Source organism: Lachnospira hominis (ex Liu et al. 2021) (assembly GCF_014287955.1).
GTDB classification, from domain to species: Bacteria; Bacillota; Clostridia; order Lachnospirales; family Lachnospiraceae; genus Lachnospira; species Lachnospira hominis.
In genome coordinates, this window is the sequence record NZ_JACOPD010000005.1 from 153,365 (window position 1) to 172,629 (window position 19,265).

Below are 19,265 nucleotides of genomic sequence, written 5' to 3' on the forward strand. Positions count from 1 at the left end.
ATGTGGAGAATAGTTATATGAAAAATAATTATAAGAATTTTAATTTTTTGAATTATATTGCAGCTGTGATTCTTGTTATTTTGTGTATTGTGCAGATAGTGCCGGATACATCTGTTAAAGCAGAAACAGCAGAAAATACAGGAGATATTACAGAAATCCATACAGCGGCCGAGCTTGTGAAAGCATCAGAAAATCAAACTGGAAGTTACAGACTTATGGCAGATATTGACATGACAGGCATAGACTGGACACCGTGGGACTTTTCGGGAAAATTTGACGGCAATGGTTATACAATACTTAACCTTTCTGTGACAAAAACAAACAGACGCACAATGAAAACATACGACGGAAACAGAAAAGAATATGATACATATGGTGCGGGATTGTTTGGAATACTTTCTAATGCTGATGTGAGCGGTCTTAATATCAAAGGTGCAAGAATTGAAGTTGCTACAAATAATCATTGCTTTGCAGCTCCAATTGCAGGACTTTGTAATAACAGCAATATATCAGATTGTATCATAAGCGATTCTTATGTAAGTCTTACAGATTCGGCAAAAATGTGGGGAACAGGCGGAATCGCAGGTTTTGGAAGCGGTAATCTTGACAATGTTTCAACCGATGTGACACTTGTGTGCATTGATACGGATAAACAGGTAAAAGACGAACAGTTTATGGGTGGAGCATATGCGGCAGGTTTCCTTAATATTAGAAATTGTAAAATAAATATCGACGGTTATGATTCAGACCATGGTTACGTTCATGATGGTGGGCTTGTTGGAATGTATATGGTATATCCGTATGATTTATCTCTTACATATGCCGGTGAAGTCCTTAACAATGAAGTTTACGGACAGATTACATTTTATGAGGATAATACAGACAGACGAGCATATTGTAAGGCAAATATGGGCGAAGTTATGAACTGGACATATGCGTATTCGGGATTTAAATATGATTTTGATGCCAACGAAACATTTGATTATTCTGTTACGTTACTTCCTGAAAAATGTGATAATCCTGTATACAATGATACAGTAACAGAACCAACTGTCACAGATTTTGGCTTTACAACACATACATGTCAGGGCTGTGGGTATACATACAATGACAAATACACAATATATAAAGAATATAAAGATGATTCCGAGGAAGTTACATCACCTGACAATGATATGAACATGTCAGATGATTCATTTGGTGTTACTAAAAAGAAGGATAACCATGTTATACCTGTACTTGTTGTTATTTTGCTGACTGTTGTAATGATTCTTCTTATAGTAAGATATATTCAGGTGAGAAATCAAAGAAAAAGACGCAGGAGACACAGAAGAAGATGAAAAATACTATCTATATGGCACCGATGGAAGGTCTGACGGACTTTACATTCAGAAATGCATATGAAAAAATATTTGGAAAAGGGAAAATTGCAAAATATTTCACACCTTTTATTTCGCCGAATAAGTCCGAAAAATTTCTTGCAAGAGAAATACGTGACATAGACAGAGAGCATAATAATGGAATTAATACAGTTGTTCAGGTTATGACAAATGATGCAAAAGATTTTATCTGGACTGCCAGGATGCTTTATGATGAGTACGGTTATAATGAGATAAACTTAAATGCAGGCTGTCCTTCAGGCACAGTTGTTTCAAAAAACAAAGGTTCTGGAATGTTAAACGAGCCGAAGCTTCTTGATAAATTTCTTGACGCAGTGTTTGAAGATGATTTTATAAGGGAAAATATCAAGGTTTCAGTAAAAACGAGGGTTGGTGTAGAGACAGATACAGCATTTCCGGAGATAATTGATATTTATAATAAATATCCGCTTGAGGAACTTATAGTGCATCCGAGACTGCGTACAGATTTTTATAAAAATGACCTTAATCTTGAAGCGTATGATTATGCAGTAAAAAACAGTAGAAGTAAAGTGGTTTTTAACGGAGATATATTTACAAGAAAAAATTTCCTTGATATAAAGAAAAAATTTCCACATACAGATACATTTATGCTCGGAAGAGGTCTTATTGCGGACCCCGGTCTTATAGATGTGATTGTTTCTGAAAATCCTGAAGATTTCAGCCGTGACCTTATTAGCGATAAAAAACGCATGAAAGAGCTGCATGACCTTGTGTTTGATGCGAGATTGCACATAATGCCGGGTGACACGCATGCCATTCACAGGATGAAGGAAATGTGGTGTTATATGGCATATGTATTTGACGATTGTAAAAAAGAAATAAAAGTAATAAAAAAATCACAGAAAGTAGCTGATTACAAATCGGCGGTTGATATATTTTTTAATGTAGCAAAACTTACAGAGAAAGATTATATATTATTTTCAAAAAAATTCTGATAAGTTATACAATATGTTATTGATATATAGTACCGGTTTATGTAAAATAATATCACAAATGTTAATTTGGGAGATAAATATGAGTAAGATTTATTTTGTGCGTCATGGTGAGAGTGAGTGGAATGTGGCAGATAAAATATGCGGGCAGACCGATATACCGCTTACCCAGAGAGGACATGAACAGGCTGTAATGACAGGCGAAAGTTTCGTTGCAAGGAAAATTAAAGCTGATATGATTTTGTATTCACCACTTTTAAGAGCTGCAGATACGGCAAAGCATATTTCAGATATAACGGGAATACCGGCAAGAGAAGAGATGCGTCTTATCGAGCAGAATTTCGGTGTATGGGAAGGAACATCACCACGTAATTCACATGAGTTTTATGAAGCCAAAAAAGGATTTGTACAAAGATTTGGTAGCGGTGAATCCATGTTTCAGCTTGCACAAAGAATATACAATCTTCTTGATGAGTTGAAGGCAGATAGTGACAAAACATATATCCTTGTTGCACATAACGGAATTGCAAGAATCGTCTGTTCTTACTTTAAAGATATGACTAATGATGAGTTTGCCGCTTATGGTGTTGCCAATTGCAGTATTACAGAATTTGAGTTCTGAGATTTTGAAAATTTGAGTTGAAAAATTGACACTTAAAAGTAGTTGTACTATCATCTGAATCAGATGTATATACAACTACTTTTGCGCTATTGTATATGGCAAAGATACAATACCGTCTATAGTAGGCTGCTAGAAATGGGAAGGTGATTTGATGTCGGAAAAGAATTTTAAATCAGACAGGATATTGTCATATTTTAAGAAAGAATGGCTGGTTCTTCTTATTGTTACGGTTTCTGGGCTGATTTACAATATCGGACTTTTGGCAGGACCTCTTTTTGAAGGTAAAATGACGGGTTGTCTTATTGACATTTTAAACGGAAATAAGCAGTTTGCCGATATGCTTACACTTGTTCTGCTTTATATACTGATAACGGCGGCTGTACAGTCTTCAAGATATATTAAGCGTTTTTATGTAAGGCGTTTTGCAAATAATGTAAATAAGAGAATGAAAGAGATATTATATGTAAGCCTTGTACATAAGAGCAGACCACAGCTGCATGAGGAGAGTGCAGGTACGATTCTCACAAAAGCGATTCTTGATGTTGATGACTGTGTTGAGGGTATGAGAAAGTTCACAACTGAAATATTCGATACAGGAGTTGCTCTTTTGGCATATGCATGTATGCTTTTGTTTTATGACTGGAAACTAGCACTATTGTGTATGATATTCCCGCCTGTCTCTTATATTATGGCAGAAAAGATGAAGTTCATAATCCAGACTTCCGGTGCAAAATATAAAGAGCAGTCAGGAGCGTTAAGCACTGCGACGCTTGATATTGCATCTAATGCCATAACATACAGGGTGTTTGGACGAGAGCAGCAGAGACGCGATGCTTATGAGGAAAGTCTTACAGCTTATGAAAAATCAGCAGTAAAAGCTAATATTTGGAATACGTCGCTCACATCTGTGTACAGAGTCATATCAATGGCGGGTGTAATATTTATACTGTATTTCGGTGGCAGAAATGTACTCGGCACAGGCTGGAGTGCATGGAGCATAGCAACATTTACAACATTTGTATCGTGCTTTACAAAGCTTTCGGTAAAGTCTTCAAGTGCAGCAAAACTTTTTAATGCAGTACATAAAGCACAGGTTTCATGGAAACGTATCAAACCGCTTATGCGTATGAAAAACGACGATGGTGACAGAAAAACATATTATGCAGGAGAACTTGAAGTCAGCAATATGGGATTTTCATATCCTGACGGCAAAGTAATATTTGACGGAGTCTCATTTACGGCGGCACCGGGTGAAATTATTGGTATAACCGGTCCCGTTGCCTGTGGTAAGTCAACACTTGGAAAAGTATTTCTGGGTGAGTATCCTTACCGTGGAAGCATCAAGTTTTCCGGGGAAGAGATGAAAGGTGTTGACAGTACGAAAAACGGAATAGTTGCATATCTTGGTCATGATTGTGAACTTTTTGACGATACGGTCAGGAATAATATTCTTATGGGCGATGACGGAGATGTCAATTATTACCTTAAAATGGTGTGCCTTGATAAGGAAGTTGCACTTATGGAAAATGGCGTTGATACGCTTATTGGAAGCAGTGGGGTGCGTCTTTCGGGTGGTCAGGCACAGCGTCTTGCACTTGCAAGAACCATCTGCCATAAAAAGCCGGTTATTATTCTTGATGACCCATTTTCGGCACTGGATAAGGATACAGAGAAGCAGATATTTAAAAATCTTGGTGAGATGGTATCAGACAGTATTGTTATGATAATTTCACACAGACTCTATCTTTTTCCGCAAATGAATAAGGTTATATGGCTTAATGACGGAAAAACAGAGCTCGGAAGCCATGATGAGCTTATTGAAAAGTGCAGTGAATATGCGTTGCTTTACAATGGACAGAATGGAGGCGGTACTGGTGAAAAATAATGAAAATGTAAAAGCCGCAAATTCAGGAAAAAAACCAAAATATGTAAAGAAAATAATAACAGAAACTATTTTAAAATATAAACTTTTGTCATTTGGAATTGTTGCAGCCGTATGTCTGGCGGTCATATTTTCACTTATTCCGCCGCTTATTCTCGGAAAAATCATTGATATGTTTACAGCTGGACAGATGCCGGGACTTGGTATGGTGATTGCATATTTTGCAATGCTTTTTTTAACGGGGCTTACTGAATCGGCAAGAGAGGGACTTCTTACGGTTTTTGGACAGAAAATAACACATGCTATGAGAAGCTGTCTTATGGAAAAATTCACATCTCTTACCGCCGACGAATTAAATGGATTGGAGCCGGGTTCGCTTGTATCACGTTTTATAGGCGATGTTGACATGATTGAAAATCTGTTTACTTCGGGAATTATAAGCATGTTTGCCGATGCATGCAAAATTATAAGTATTCTTGTTGTAATATGGTTTAAAAATAAAGGACTTACGCTTGTATTTATAATCCTGCTGCCGTTTTTGTTTATTTTTACAAGACATGTGCAGAAAAATATGCTTGCGGCCCAGATTATGAACAGACGTGCTGTAAGCCGTGCGTCAGGACATGTTCCGCAGACATTAAAAAATATAAGAACAATTCATTGCTTTGGCAAAGAAAAGTATATGGAAAAGCAGTATGACGAATATATAAATGACAGTTATCATGCGATGGAAAAGACAAATTTTTATGAAGCAGTATATTCGCCTGTAATTCTTATTTTAAATGCTGTTGTTGTTGCAGCTGTAATGTTGCTTTCGTCATCTGGTAACAGTGCAGTTCTCACATTTTTTGGAATGTCAGCAGGTACTGCGGTTGCAGTTATGAATTACATTTCCCAGATATTCTCACCGGTTGAAAGTCTCGGTATGGAGATTCAGACAATACAGTCAGCGATAGCCGGTATACACAGAATTAATGAATTCATGGCACTTGAAGAGGTTGAAAAACACGATGTTATACAGGAAATTGAAAAACAGGATACACAGTGGCAGGATGAAGGTAAGCCACAGGTTCAAAGCGGAAGGTATGAAGCCGGTGGAAATAAGCCTTTTGTGGAGCTTTGCAATGTGACCTTTGGCTATAATGAGGACAGAAAAATCCTTAATAACATAAATATCAGTGTTATGCACGGAGAGCAGGTAACTCTTTCAGGACGTACAGGTGCAGGAAAGAGTACAATATTTAAGCTTCTTTTGGGACTTTACAAACCGCAGTCAGGAGAAGTACTGATTAACGGAATACATGCCGACACAATTACTGATAAGGATAAAAGAAAGCTGTTTGCCTATGTTGAACAGACATTTCATATGGTTGCAGGCACTGTAAAAGAGCAGATTACACTTTTTGATGACAGTATTTCCGATGAAGATGTAAAAAATATCTGTATTACAACAGGGCTTGATGATGCGATAACAAGCCTCGAAAAAGGCTATGATACAATATGTACGCCGGATTTGTTTTCACAGGGACAGTGGCAGCTTTTATCAATAGCCCGTGCGGCAGTGGCAAAACCACAGCTTCTCCTGCTTGACGAGATAACGGCAAATCTTGATACAGAAACAGAAAAAGCAGTTCTTAATGCATTGAATAATGTATGTAAAGACAGAACGGTAATATCTATTTCGCACAGGGTTACTGCAAAAACAGGTAGAATTATTCCTGTTGAATCGAATGTGTGAGTTATATATAGGGTTTATCTGATTCGACGGCGAAGTGATTAAGCGATAAAATTACGATATAAAGCGTGTTAAATTTTGCGGACAAAAAAATTCGGTTCACAAATTTAACACGCTTTTTACACATTTGATACATTTCTGTATATTATTATACACTCATAAAACAAATAACAGATGAGTGGTCAGTTTGTCAGACTTAGAATAATGACAGAAATGAGGAGTGTATATGATTAATTACAAAAAACTTACGGCTGCAATGGCAGCGGGAATAATAGCAATATTTACAATAACAGGCTGTGCGATGCCGTGGCAGAAGGCAGCAGATGATTCATCATCAAATGTATCTACGGTTTCTGCCGGGAATCTTTCACAAAGCGGTGAGAATGCATTGTCGCTTGAATTTGACAGCGAAGATTTAGATTCGTCATATAACGAATCAGAATGTACAAAGATAAATCTTTCAGGAAGTGGTGCAACTGTTTCAGGAAGCGGTGTTACTGTTGAAAACGGAAATATTACAATAACATCTGCGGGAAGCTATATTATTTCCGGAACATTAACAGACGGAAGCATAAAAGTGAATTGCAGCGAGAAAGGAACTGTAAGATTGATTTTAAACGGTGCTTCAATAAGCAGTTCAAGTACGGCACCTGTTGTTGTTGAGGAAGCAAAAAAGATTCTTGTAACTCTCGCTGACGGCACAACTAATACAATTACAGATAAAACACGCCAGTCTGTGGATGACGAAGATTTTTCTTCGGCAGTTTATTCAAAAGCAGACCTTGTATTTAACGGAAGCGGAACTCTTAATGTCAATGCTGGATACAGAAATGGTATTAAGAGCGCAGACGATTTGAAAGTTGTATCTGGAACCTTTAATATAACAAGCAATGAGGATGGAATAATAGGAAAAGATTTTCTCGGAATTAAAGACGGTAAATTCACAATTAAATCGGGAAGCGACGGAATGAAGTCAACGTATGATACGGATACTTCAAAAGGAAATATCGTAATAACAGGCGGTGAATTTGATATAACGGCTTCAAATGACGGTATTCACTGCAACGAAGATATTCTTATTTCGGGTGGAAATCTTACAATTAGCAGCGGTGATGACGGTGTTCATGCAGATGATAATCTTCAGGTTGACGGCGGCACTATAGATATTAAGAAATGTTGCGAAGGTCTTGAAGGCGTACAGATTACTTTAAACGACGGTGATATTTCAATAGTGGCAAGCGATGACGGTATTAATGCGGCTGACGGTTCGTCATCTTCCGGTATGGGAATGGGCGGCTTCGGCGGCGGTCAGAACGGAGGCTTTGGCGGCGGTCAGGCATCATCTTCAGACAGCAGTGTTTTACTTACAATCAACGGCGGAAATATATTTGTAAATGCAGGCGGTGACGGTCTTGATTCAAACGGTAATATTGTGATGAACGGAGGCAATGTAACGGTTCTTGGCCCTACAAGCGATGGCGATACAGCACTCGATTTTGACGGTGCATTTACAATTAATGGGGGTGTACTTATGGCATTTGGTTCAAGCGGAATGCTTGAAACACCGACATCGGCACAGAACGGCTGCTGTATTGTTACAACATTAGGCACTGTAAGTGCAAATTCGGAATTTTCACTTATGGATTCATCAGGAAATGTGATAATGTCATATACACCAACAAAGAATTATGCGTCTGCGATTGTATATTCATCAGACATTAAGAACGGAAGCACATATACGGTAACTGCGGGAAGCACAACACAGTCAATTACGGTGAACAGCAATGTTACAACAAACGGAGTCAGCGGAGGCTTCGGCGGTGGTCAGAATGGCGGTTTCGGAGGCGGACAGCATGGAGGACAGCCTGGGGGCAGTGCACCTGACGGAAACGGAAGCTTTGGAGATGGCCAGCAAGGTGGAAATCAGCAGGGTGGAAAACAGCAAGGTGGAATGCCGGGCGGAAATTCGGGCAACGGACGTTCAAACAGTGCCAGCAGTTCAACTGTAAATCAGGTATAAACTATAAATAAAATAAAGTATATATAACAGGGCAGAACATAGTATAACAGTGTGTCCCACCCTGTTTTTTGATAAGATACATCTTTGTATTTAATTTGGAATGCCACAACGCAATATAACAGTTGACATACAGATATATGCTGTTATATACTGTTTGCGAGGTGATGAAATGAATATAAAAGTAAATTCTACATTGATGATTCCTATATACGAACAGATTGTTGACCAGATAAAAACACTTATACGTATTGGCAAACTGGAAGAAAATGATATGCTTCCGTCGGTGCGTTCTCTTTCAAAAGAATTAAAGATTAGTGCACTGACAGTTAAAAAAGCTTATGATTATCTTGAGAGCGAAGGTTTTGTTGTGACGGTTCACGGTAAAGGAACGTATGTTGCTGCGTCCAATTCCGAAATACAGGAAGAGGAGCAAAGAAAAGAAGTTGAACTTGATATTGAGATGGCTGTAAAGAAGGCGAGACGATACGGTATTAGTGATGAAGATATAAAGAGTATTTTTTCACTTGTTATTGATGAAAATTAAAAGACGGTAGCTTTAATGATGTTTAGTTGTTAAAGCTGCCGTCTTTTTATGTCTTGTTGTATTTAATTAGTTTGGTGTGAATATAGCCGGTATTATTGGAAATCCACCACATTTACCCAATGTTCGAGAAGTTCTTTTTCATCAGGTTTATTTTTTGCCATTCTTGCGGCGGCAACAATAGGAAGCCAGCCTGTTACATATGATTTTTTAGTGTCTGTTGCAGCACAGAACTGTGTCATATACATATCTGCGATATCGATGCTGCTGTCAGAGTATTGCAGCTTTAACAGAAGATAAGTGTTGGCTATGTCGGCACTAGCATTGCCCTGCGTTGCGTGAACCCAGTCAACAGCAGTGATTGATGTTATGTCGGCATTATCATCAATATTTACGATTATGTTGTCAGGACAAAAATCACCATGGCACAATTTTGTGTGCTTTGGCATCGTATTAAGTCTTGTGAGCAGTTCGTATTTTACAGAACTATCAAGAGTTTCAATGCCATTAATCTGTCTTATTAATTTATCTTTAAGCTTTAAGAGAAGCGGGTTGGATTTCTTTTGAAAATCAACCTGATATTCAACCATTTTTTTGATATAATCAGCAGTTTTTTCGGGATGCTCTTTTATAAGCTGTGTAAGAGTTATGCCGTCCGCATATTCACTTGTGATTTCCCATTGACCATTGTTTACAGATACAGAAAGAAGCTTTGGAATATTTACTCCGGCATCTTCAACTCTTGCAGTATTTAATGCTTCATATAAAACATCTGATTTGTTATAATCTTTGGAAAAAACTTTTATTGCGGTATTATTTTCAAGATAAACTGATTTTAAGTTATTTTGTGAAATGCATTTTTTCATATAAACACATCCTTTCTTATTCGTCAATTTCGACTGGTTTTCCGTAATATGCCTTGAGGTACATTGCCTTAATTTCTTTCATTAGAGGGTAGCGTGGGTTTGCACCTGTACACTGGTCATCAAATGCCATTTCTGTCATTTCGTCGAGAGTGCGTAAAAATTCTTTTTCATCAACGCCATAATCTTTTATAGTCTTTTTGATTCCGACTTTTTCCTTCAACTCTTCAATGGCTGCAATAAGATTTTCAAATTTTTCGGCATCATTTTTTCCTTTGATATGAAGAAAATCTGCACATTCTACATAACGTTCTTTGCAGTGAGGATATTGATACTGTGAAAATGTTCCCATTTTAGCAGGAACTTCTGCAGCATTGAATCTCATTACATCAGTGATGAGGAGTGCGTTTGCAATACCATGAGGAAGGTGGTGGTATGCACCGAGCTTGTGAGCCATAGAGTGGCATACTCCAAGAAATGCATTTGCAAATGCCATTCCGGCCATGGTTGAAGCTGTAGCCATCTGTTCACGGGCTTTTGCGTCGTGCGGACCATTTTCATATGCGGCAGGAAGATATTCAAATATATTTTTCATAGCTTTTAAAGCAAGACCGTCTGTGTAGTCTGTTGCCATAATAGATGCATATGCTTCGAGAGCATGAGTGAGTGCGTCTATGCCGGAAGCAGAAGTAAGACCTTTTGGCTGGTTCATCATCATATCAGCATCAACAATTGCCATTTTTGGAAGAAGCTCATAATCAGCGAGAGGATATTTTATTCCGCTTTCTTCGTCTGTGATAACAGCGAAAGGAGTAACTTCAGAACCTGTTCCTGATGAAGTAGGAATGGCAATGAAGTAAGCTTTTTCCCCCATTTTAGGAAATGTGTATATACGTTTTCTTATATCCATAAAACGCATAGCCATATCCATGAAATCAACTTCAGGATGTTCATACATAACCCACATTATCTTGCCGGCATCCATTGCTGAACCGCCGCCTACAGCGATTATGCAGTCTGGTTCAAAGAGCTTCATGGCTTTTGCACCTTCTTTTGCACATGCAAGTGTAGGGTCAGGAGCAACATCGTAAAATACTGTGTATACAATACCGAGTTCATCAAGTTTGTCGGTTATGCATTTTGTGTAGCCATTTTTGTAGAGGAACTGATCTGTTACTATGAATGCTTTCTTTTTGCCAAGAACTGTCTTTAATTCATTGAGTGCAACAGGAAGGCAGCCCTTTTTAAAATATACTTTTTCAGGTGCTCTGAACCACAACATATTTTCTCTCCTTTCAGCAACGGTTTTAATATTAAGAAGGTGTTTGACGCCGACATTTTCGGAAACTGAATTGCCGCCCCATGAGCCACAGCCGAGTGTAAGTGAAGGTGTCAGCTTGAAATTGTATAAGTCACCGATGCCGCCCTGAGAAGAAGGGGTGTTGATAAGAATACGGCATGTTTTCATAGTTTCTTCAAATATATCAAGTTTTTCTTTTTCTGTTTCTGAATTAATATAAATAGAAGAAGTGTGTCCGTATCCGCCGTCTGCGATAAGATGTGAAGCTTTATCTATTGCATCGTTGAAATCGTCTGATTTGTACATTGCAAGAACAGGTGAAAGCTTTTCGTGTGCAAATTCTTCAGATAAGTCAACAGAAGCAACCTCTCCGATGAGAATTTTGGTCTCACGTGATACATCAACTCCGGCGAGTTTTGCAATGGTATATGCACTCTGACCTACAATCTTTGCGTTGAGAGAGCCATTGATAAGGATAGTTTTTCTGACTTTGTCAAGCTCGGTCTTTGTAAGAAAATGGCAGCCTCTTGCAATAAATTCATCTTTTACGGCTTTGTAAACTTTTTTGTCAACAATAACAGACTGCTCAGAAGCACAAATCATACCGTTGTCAAATGTTTTTGAGTGGATGATTGAGTTGACTGCAAGAACAACATCAGCTGTTTCATCAATAATTGCAGGAGTGTTGCCGGCACCTACACCGAGTGCAGGTTTTCCTGATGAATATGCAGCTTTAACCATTCCAGGACCGCCTGTTGCAAGAATTATATCAGCCTCTTTCATAAGTGTGTCTGTAAGTTCGAGAGACGGAATATCAATCCATCCTATAATGCCTTTTGGAGCACCTGCCTTTACTGCAGCATCAAGAACAACTTTTGCAGCTGCGATTGTTGATTTTTTGGCTCTTGGATGAGGGCTTATTATTATTGCATTTCTTGTCTTTAAACATATTAAAGACTTGAAAATAGCAGTAGAAGTAGGGTTGGTCGTAGGAATTACTGCGGCTACAACACCAATTGGTTCAGCAATCTTTTTTGTTCCATAAGCTGAGTCCTCTTCGATGACGCCACATGTCTTTGTGTCACGATAAGCATTGTAAATATACTCAGAAGCATAATGGTTTTTGATTACTTTGTCCTCAACAATTCCCATTCCTGTTTCCTCAACTGCCATTTTGGCAAGTGGGATTCTGGCCTGATTTGCAGCGATAGCTGCCGCTGTAAATATTTTATCAACCTGTTCCTGTGTGTAAGTTGAAAAAATCTGCTGTGCTTTACGCACTTCATCAATTTTTTTTTCAAGTGCGTCTACTGTGTCAACAATTTCTGTACCCGACATAATTTTTTCTGACATACAAAATCCTCCTTGTTTTTGCGGAGCAAAAATCCTAATGTGCATCTTTGATGCACTATATCCTCATGGCGGGGAGAGGATTTATCCTCCTTGTTATTATTCCTTTTCTTATAATTGCAGCAGAACCAATATTTTCTGCCAAAAAAGATTGTTATTATTTTAACAAAGTCAATATAACACTATATTGTGTGTGTGTCAATATGCATATTATTAATATTGCCTGATATTTTTTAAAAAATTTTTGAAAATTCCATTGCGTGATACTATGTTATGCTGTAATATTAATATAGTTTTAGAAATAGCAGGGGATGAATTGACTATTTATAGAATATGTGAGGGATTATTTAATATGAAAGATACGTTTAAAAAGTATTTATATCTTGCCGGAAGCTTGTTTCTTGCATTTGCTTTGTCTATTATGCTGTTTTTTGTTTTATATAAGATAGATGCGATAAAGAGTGTTATCGGGCATATTGTAAAAACTATGATGCCATTTATAATTGGTGCAGCATTGGCATATATAATCTGCCCTTTGTGTAATAAGCTTGAAGTTTTGTTTGATAAATTATTTTCAAAGATGAAGAATGAGCAGACTAAGGAAAAAATATCGAGGACATTAAGTGTATTTGCAGGAATAATTATTGCGGTTATTGCAATTTATCTTATACTTATGATTGTTATTCCACAGCTGATTGACAGTGTTGTAAGACTTGTTCAGATTCTGCCATCAAGTGCAGATAAGCTTATAGGATGGCTTAATCATTCGCTTAGCTCTGATGAACAATTGCTTCAATATTCGCAACAGGTGATTGATAAGGCATATACGATGCTTGAGGACTGGCTTTCAAACGGACTTCTTGATTCTGTTGAGAAAGTGGCAACTGGGGTTTCGTCAGGTGTAATTAATCTGCTTGGCGTGATTCTTAATATATTTATAGGTTTTATAGTTGCTGTATATCTGCTGCTTTCAAGAAAGAAATTTGCACGGCAGGCAGAACTTATCGTGTATAGTATATTAAAAAAAGAAAAGGCTGACACTGTAATGGAAGAGGCAAGATATTGTGACCGCGTTTTTGGCGGGTTTATCAATGGAAAGATTCTTGATGCAGTGGTGGTTTCGCTTATTTGTTATGCCGGCATGATGATTTTCAGATGGATTAATCCGGGAAAAGTCATGATGAGTGAAACACTTGTTGCTGTAATAGTTGGAATTTTTAATGTAATACCATTTTTTGGATGGTATATCGGGTTGTTTTTATCAGCACTTCTCATACTTATGGTTAATCCCATGCAGTGCATTTTCTTTGTGATTTTTGACTTTATATTACAGCAGATAGATGGTAATATTTTAGGTCCTAAGATTATAGGTGATACAACAGGAATTTCAAGTATATGGGTGCTCTTTTCCATATTCCTGTTTGGAGATATATGGGGATTTGCAGGTATGCTTCTTGGAGTTCCGATGTTTGCCATTATGTATCACTGGATTAAAAAGCTGGTATTTAAGGGGCTTGATAAGAATGAACAGACACAGATGAGTGTTGATTATGAGAATGATTTTCCAAAAAAGAAAAAGACTCATCAATAATATAAGGAGTTATGATACATATTTTATGAAACATTTAAAAAATAATCTTAAAGATTACACAATACGTTCGCTTACAACAAAAGATTTAGATGCATATAATGCACTTTTAAGATATGCATTTCAGGTTACAGAACAGGAACTTACCGAAGTTGGCTGGGAAAATGACGAGATTAAGCAGTCAAAGTTTCCTGTTTTGCAGAGAGCTGATGTTGTGGGGTGTTTTGATAATGATTCGTTAATATCACAATTTGCTGTATATCCGCTTGATATGAATATTTATCATCAGTTATATCATGTCGGCTTTATAACGAGTGTATGTACATATCCAGAGTATTCAGGACAGGGTATTATGGCTACGCTTATGCACAAGAGCCTGAGCCATATGAGAAAAAGAGGTCAGTCAATGGCACTTTTATATCCTTATTCTATACCATTGTATCGTAAGTTTGGATGGGAGATTATTTCTAATAAGATTTCTTATATAATAAAGAATAATCAGATACCAAAGATTGATGATATTCCCGGATATGTACGTCGTGTCACATGGGAAAATACGGATTTTATTAATCTTCACCAGCAGTTTGCGGCAAAAACACACGGATGCCTTTACCGTAACAGCCTTGCATGGGAAGAATACTGGCGATGGGATGAGGATGATACAGTTGTAGCTGTTTATTATAATAGTCATAAAAAGCCACAGGGATATATGGTTTATCTTATAAAAGAAAATGTTATGTACATAAAAGAGATGATTTTCTTAAACAGGGAAGCACAGAATGGTCTCTGGCGTTTTATACGTGCACATCAGTCCATGATAAATGAAGTAAAAGGCAATACATATTATAATGAACCGATTGCTTTTGAGATGGCTGATGGTAATATTAAAGAATCAATACGTCCGTACATAATGGGAAGAATTATAGATATTGATAAGTTTCTTCTCCAGTACAGCTGTAAACCGTCGGAAAAAGATGTTTGCATAGAACTTGATATCCATGATGATTTTTTGTCATGGAATAATAAGAGTATTAATGTATTGTTTAGCAAAGGAAGATGCTTTATAACCGAGCAGAAAGCAGAATATCATATAAAACTTGACATTGCATCGCTTACAACACTTCTTATAGGATATAAATCCGCAATGCAGCTATGGAAACTTGAAAGGATAGATGCACCGAGGGCTGCTGTTGAGACACTCGATAATGTTTTAATGCATGAAATACCATATATTTCAGATTATATTTAAATTTTATGCTGTAAATTTTTTTGATTTTGTCAAGTAAAAATACTTGACACGCATGCCTGGCTATGATATTATTCTCAAGGTTTCAAATTTTATGAGAGTGGTGCTGCTATGGAAAAGTTTGTAGAACAGACGCTTTTATATGATTTTTATGGTGAGCTTCTTAATGAACACCAGAGAGGAATTTATCAGGATATTGTTTTTAATGATTTGTCATTAAGCGAGGTTGCTGATGAGTATGGTATCTCAAGGCAGGGAGTTCATGATTTAATCAAGCGTGTTAATAATACACTGAATGGTTATGAAGAAAAGCTGCATCTTGTATCTAAGTTTATAGAGACAAAAGAAAAGGTGCATGAGATTGAACAGTTATCAGATGAGTTTATTAAAAGTAATAATGGCAGTCTTGATAACATAAGGAGTATACAGCTTATCGCAAAAGATATACTCGATAATTTTTGATATTCGTTTAAGTCTTAATCAGACAGAAGTGAGGATTTATGGCATTTGACAGCTTATCAGATAAACTTCAGAATATATTTAAAAATCTTCGCGGTAAAGGCCGTCTGTCTGAAGCTGATGTAAAAGCAGCTCTGAAAGAAGTAAAGATGGCTTTGCTTGAAGCTGATGTAAACTTTAAAGTTGTAAAGCAGTTTGTCAAGTCGGTCGAAGAGCGTGCCATAGGTCAGGATGTTATGCAGAGTCTTACACCCGGACAGATGGTAATTAAGATTGTTAATGAAGAAATGGTTGCACTCATGGGTTCCGAGACAACACAGATAGCGTTGAAACCGGGTAATGAGATAACTGTCATAATGATGGCGGGTCTTCAGGGTGCAGGTAAAACAACAACGACAGCCAAACTTGCAGGTAAGTTTAAAGCAAAAGGGAAAAAGCCTCTTCTTGCAGCCTGCGATGTTTACAGACCGGCTGCTGTTGAACAGTTAAAAATCAACGGAGAAAAGCAGGGCGTTGAAGTGTTTTCAATGGGAACAGGCAACAATCCAGTTGATATAGCCAAAGCGGCAGTTTCACATGCTAAGAATAACAATTTTAATATTGTTATTTTAGATACAGCCGGTCGTCTTCATATAGATGAGGATATGATGGCTGAGCTTATAAAAATAAAAGAAGAAGTTAAAGTTGACCAGACAATACTTGTTGTAGATTCAATGACAGGTCAGGATGCGGTCAATGTTGCTTCTTCATTCAACGAAAAGGTTGGAATTGATGGCGTCATCCTCACAAAGCTTGATGGTGATACCAGAGGTGGTGCAGCACTTTCAATTAAGGCTGTCACAGGAAAGCCTATCCTTTATGTTGGTATGGGTGAAAAACTTTCAGATCTTGAACAGTTTTACCCGGACAGAATGGCATCAAGAATTCTTGGAATGGGTGATGTGCTTACGCTTATTGAAAAGGCTGAAGCCCAGATTGATGCTGACAAAGCTAAGGAAATGGAGCAGAAGTTCAAGAAAGCTGAATTTGATTTCAATGATTTCCTTGAATATATGGGACAGATTCGTAATATGGGCGGTATAGGTTCCATATTAAATATGCTGCCTGGCATGGGACTTGGCGGTAAAATGAAAGGGCTTGATGCAGGAGCAACGGAAGATGCGGAAGCTAATCTTAAACGTACAGAGTCGATTATTTACTCTATGACGGCAAAGGAAAGAAGCAATCCGGATATTCTTAATCCTTCAAGAAAGAATAGAATTGCCCGAGGTGCCGGTGTTGATATAAGCGAAGTCAACAAACTGGTTAAACAGTTTGACCAGATGAAAAAGATGATGAAGCAGATGCCGGGCATGATGAAAGGTGCTAAGAAGGGACGTTTTAAACTACCTTTTTAACATGACTGTTATACAGTCAATATAGATATGTGTTATTTACAGGACACGAAAAATTAAATTAGGAGGTGAAAGTTACATGGCAGTTAAGATTAGATTAAAGAGATTAGGTGAGAAGAAGTCTCCTTTCTATAGAATTATCGTTGCAGATTCAAGATCTCCAAGAAACGGTAGATTTATCGATCAGATCGGTACTTATGATCCTAACTATGATCCTTGCAAGCTCAGCATTGATGCTGAAGCCGCTAAGAAGTGGTTAGCAAACGGAGCTCAGCCTACAGAGGTTGTTGGTAAGCTTTTCAAGATGGCTGGTATTGAAAAATAAGACTAGTGGAGGTGTTTTTCTATGAAAGAATTAGTTGAAATTATTGCTAAGGCACTAGTTGACAATCCGGACGAAGTTGTTGTAACTGAGACAGAGAAAGACAAAGCCATAATTGTTGATTTAAAAGTAGCTTCTTCTGATATGGGGAAAGTTATTGGCAAATCAGGAAGAATTGCCAAGTCTATAAGAACAGTTGTTTCGGCAGCGGCAACAAAAACTGACAAAAAAGTTGTTGTTGAAATCGATAACTAAATTGAGCTTATTTATTTAATAGAGATGTCTTTGAACTTAAAAAACAGATAATCTGTTTATGAGTTTCAAAGGCATTTTTGCTATATAAAATTATCAAATTGATGCTGAAGCCGCTGTTAATACGGAATATCAGCCGGAATGGAGAATTATGGAAGATTTATTACGCGTCGGCGTTATTACTTCAACACATGGCATCAGGGGAGAGGTAAAAGTTTTCCCTACAACAGATGATCCAATGCGTTTTAAAAAATTGAAAAAAGCTGTGATATGTGGCAGACGTGAAAATGTGAATGTTGAAATTGCCTCAGTGAAGTTTTTTAAACAGTATGTAATACTCAAATTTAAAGAGTTTGATAATATAAATGATATAGAGCAGTATGTAAAAAAAGATTTGTGTGTCACAAGGGAAAATGCTGTTAAATGTGAGCCGGGAGAATACTTTATATGTGATCTGATTGAGCTTGATGTGATAACTGATGAGGGAGAGCATATCGGCAAACTTACAGATGTCCTTGAAACGGGAGCAAATAATGTATATGAAGTTACTGCTGATAATGGTAAGACAATACTTATTCCGGTGATAGACCAGTGTATACTTGACCACAATCTTGAAGAGAAAACAGTTACAGTTCACATGCTTCCGGGACTTATGGATTTGAATTAAAAATATATGAAATTTATAAAAATTTATACTTTTTTTATATTTTGATTGACAAAAGGTTCTTTTCCATGTATTCTATAAAAGTAGAAGTCAGACATTTTGAGAAAAATGTCTGAAAAATATGGAAACAGGGAGGGTTTTAGAATGCCTATTAACAAAAGAAATCTTGCAGTAAGCATAATTCTTACAATTGTCACATGTGGTATCTATGGAATTTATTGGTTCATCGTTATGACAGATGATACTAAGAATGTTTCAGGTGACATTAATGGTGCAAGCGGCGGAGTAGCATTTCTGCTTACACTTGTAACATGTAACATTTATGGATATTATTGGGCTTACAAGCAGGGTGAGAGAATTGATAATGCAAAGAATGCAAGAGGAATTCCTTCAAGCAACAGCAATGTATTATATCTCATTCTTGCTATTTTTGGTTTGTATATTGTTGTATACATACTCACTCAGGATTCACTTAACAAGATTGCTGATTATGACATGAATATGAATGGCGGCGGTTTTGGCGGTTACAATGGTCCGATGAATGGCGGTTACAATGGTCCTACAAATAATGGCAATGGTCCAATGTAATTAAAAATTTGTATAACTTACTTTTTGAAAATTATTTTTGTTTAAATTCTAATTAAATGCAGGCATGGTTGAAGTTATTTTTTAAT

17 protein-coding genes are annotated in these 19,265 nt (G+C 37.2%); 15 read left to right on the forward strand and 2 right to left on the reverse strand.

Features of this window, described 5'->3' with window-relative positions; translation table 11 throughout:
* Positions 1-17 precede the first annotated feature (17 nt).
* The 7 genes from H8S01_RS08330 (at position 18) to H8S01_RS08360 (ending at position 9,156) form a co-directional block, all read left to right on the forward strand.
* Positions 18-1,340 carry a hypothetical protein gene (locus tag H8S01_RS08330; protein ID WP_021866763.1) on the forward strand — a complete coding sequence of 441 codons (1,323 nt, stop codon included), beginning with the start codon at positions 18-20 and terminating at the stop codon, positions 1,338-1,340.
* On the forward strand, positions 1,337-2,356 hold the full coding sequence (locus H8S01_RS08335; RefSeq protein WP_186836885.1) for a tRNA dihydrouridine synthase: 1,020 nt from the start codon (positions 1,337-1,339) through the stop codon (positions 2,354-2,356). Before H8S01_RS08330 ends, H8S01_RS08335 begins: the two co-directional genes overlap by 4 nt.
* Positions 2,357-2,435: 79 nt before the next feature.
* Positions 2,436-2,975, forward strand: a complete 540-nt coding sequence (locus H8S01_RS08340) for a histidine phosphatase family protein (protein WP_186836886.1) — start codon at positions 2,436-2,438, stop codon at positions 2,973-2,975.
* 151 nt (positions 2,976-3,126) lie between these two features.
* Positions 3,127-4,860, forward strand: coding sequence for an ABC transporter ATP-binding protein (locus H8S01_RS08345; RefSeq protein ID WP_186836887.1), 1,734 nt, complete (start codon positions 3,127-3,129; stop codon positions 4,858-4,860).
* Positions 4,850-6,595, forward strand: a complete 1,746-nt coding sequence (locus H8S01_RS08350; RefSeq protein WP_330605547.1) for an ABC transporter ATP-binding protein — start codon at positions 4,850-4,852, stop codon at positions 6,593-6,595. The genes H8S01_RS08345 and H8S01_RS08350 overlap by 11 nt, the downstream gene beginning before the upstream one ends.
* A 223-nt stretch (positions 6,596-6,818) precedes the next feature.
* Complete coding sequence (locus H8S01_RS08355) at positions 6,819-8,612, forward strand: carbohydrate-binding domain-containing protein (protein ID WP_186836888.1); 1,794 nt, start codon at positions 6,819-6,821, stop codon at positions 8,610-8,612.
* A 169-nt stretch (positions 8,613-8,781) separates the two neighbouring features.
* Positions 8,782-9,156 carry a GntR family transcriptional regulator gene (locus tag H8S01_RS08360; RefSeq protein ID WP_021866757.1) on the forward strand — a complete coding sequence of 125 codons (375 nt, stop codon included), beginning with the start codon at positions 8,782-8,784 and terminating at the stop codon, positions 9,154-9,156.
* Positions 9,157-9,248: 92 nt separating this feature from the next.
* Here the strand turns inward: H8S01_RS08360 and H8S01_RS08365 are convergent, their stop codons facing one another.
* Together H8S01_RS08365 and adhE are read right to left on the reverse strand one after the other, a co-directional pair.
* Entirely contained in the window at positions 9,249-10,019 is a 771-nt protein-coding gene (locus tag H8S01_RS08365) for a phosphotransferase (RefSeq protein ID WP_186836889.1), read from the reverse strand.
* Positions 10,020-10,035: 16 nt separating this feature from the next.
* Positions 10,036-12,669 (reverse strand): bifunctional acetaldehyde-CoA/alcohol dehydrogenase, encoded by a 2,634-nt coding sequence (gene adhE / locus H8S01_RS08370; RefSeq protein WP_186836890.1) that lies wholly within the window; start codon positions 12,667-12,669, stop codon positions 10,036-10,038.
* 349 nt (positions 12,670-13,018) lie between these two features.
* Here adhE and H8S01_RS08375 point away from each other — a divergent pair, with 349 nt between their 5' ends.
* From H8S01_RS08375 to H8S01_RS08410, 8 genes are all read left to right on the forward strand, one after another.
* Positions 13,019-14,257, forward strand: coding sequence for an AI-2E family transporter (locus H8S01_RS08375; RefSeq protein ID WP_186836891.1), 1,239 nt, complete (start codon positions 13,019-13,021; stop codon positions 14,255-14,257).
* Between the two features lie 25 nt (positions 14,258-14,282).
* Positions 14,283-15,503, forward strand: a complete 1,221-nt coding sequence (locus H8S01_RS08380; protein ID WP_186836892.1) for a GNAT family N-acetyltransferase — start codon at positions 14,283-14,285, stop codon at positions 15,501-15,503.
* Positions 15,504-15,611: 108 nt separating this feature from the next.
* Complete coding sequence (ylxM, locus tag H8S01_RS08385) at positions 15,612-15,962, forward strand: YlxM family DNA-binding protein (RefSeq protein ID WP_186836893.1); 351 nt, start codon at positions 15,612-15,614, stop codon at positions 15,960-15,962.
* Between the two features lie 38 nt (positions 15,963-16,000).
* The gene (gene ffh / locus H8S01_RS08390; protein ID WP_186836894.1) at positions 16,001-17,356 is read left to right on the forward strand and encodes a signal recognition particle protein; all 1,356 of its coding nucleotides are present in this window, start codon (positions 16,001-16,003) and stop codon (positions 17,354-17,356) included.
* 76 nt (positions 17,357-17,432) lie between these two features.
* Positions 17,433-17,678, forward strand: a complete 246-nt coding sequence (rpsP, locus tag H8S01_RS08395) for a 30S ribosomal protein S16 (RefSeq protein ID WP_021866750.1) — start codon at positions 17,433-17,435, stop codon at positions 17,676-17,678.
* A gap of 21 nt (positions 17,679-17,699) precedes the next feature.
* Complete coding sequence (locus H8S01_RS08400; protein WP_021866749.1) at positions 17,700-17,930, forward strand: KH domain-containing protein; 231 nt, start codon at positions 17,700-17,702, stop codon at positions 17,928-17,930.
* 148 nt (positions 17,931-18,078) lie between these two features.
* Entirely contained in the window at positions 18,079-18,594 is a 516-nt protein-coding gene (rimM, locus tag H8S01_RS08405) for a ribosome maturation factor RimM (protein WP_186836895.1), read from the forward strand.
* Positions 18,595-18,735: 141 nt separating this feature from the next.
* A complete protein-coding gene (locus H8S01_RS08410; RefSeq protein ID WP_186836896.1) occupies positions 18,736-19,179 on the forward strand; it encodes a DUF4234 domain-containing protein in 444 nt (147 codons plus the stop codon).
* The last annotated feature ends 86 nt before the right edge of the window (positions 19,180-19,265 follow it).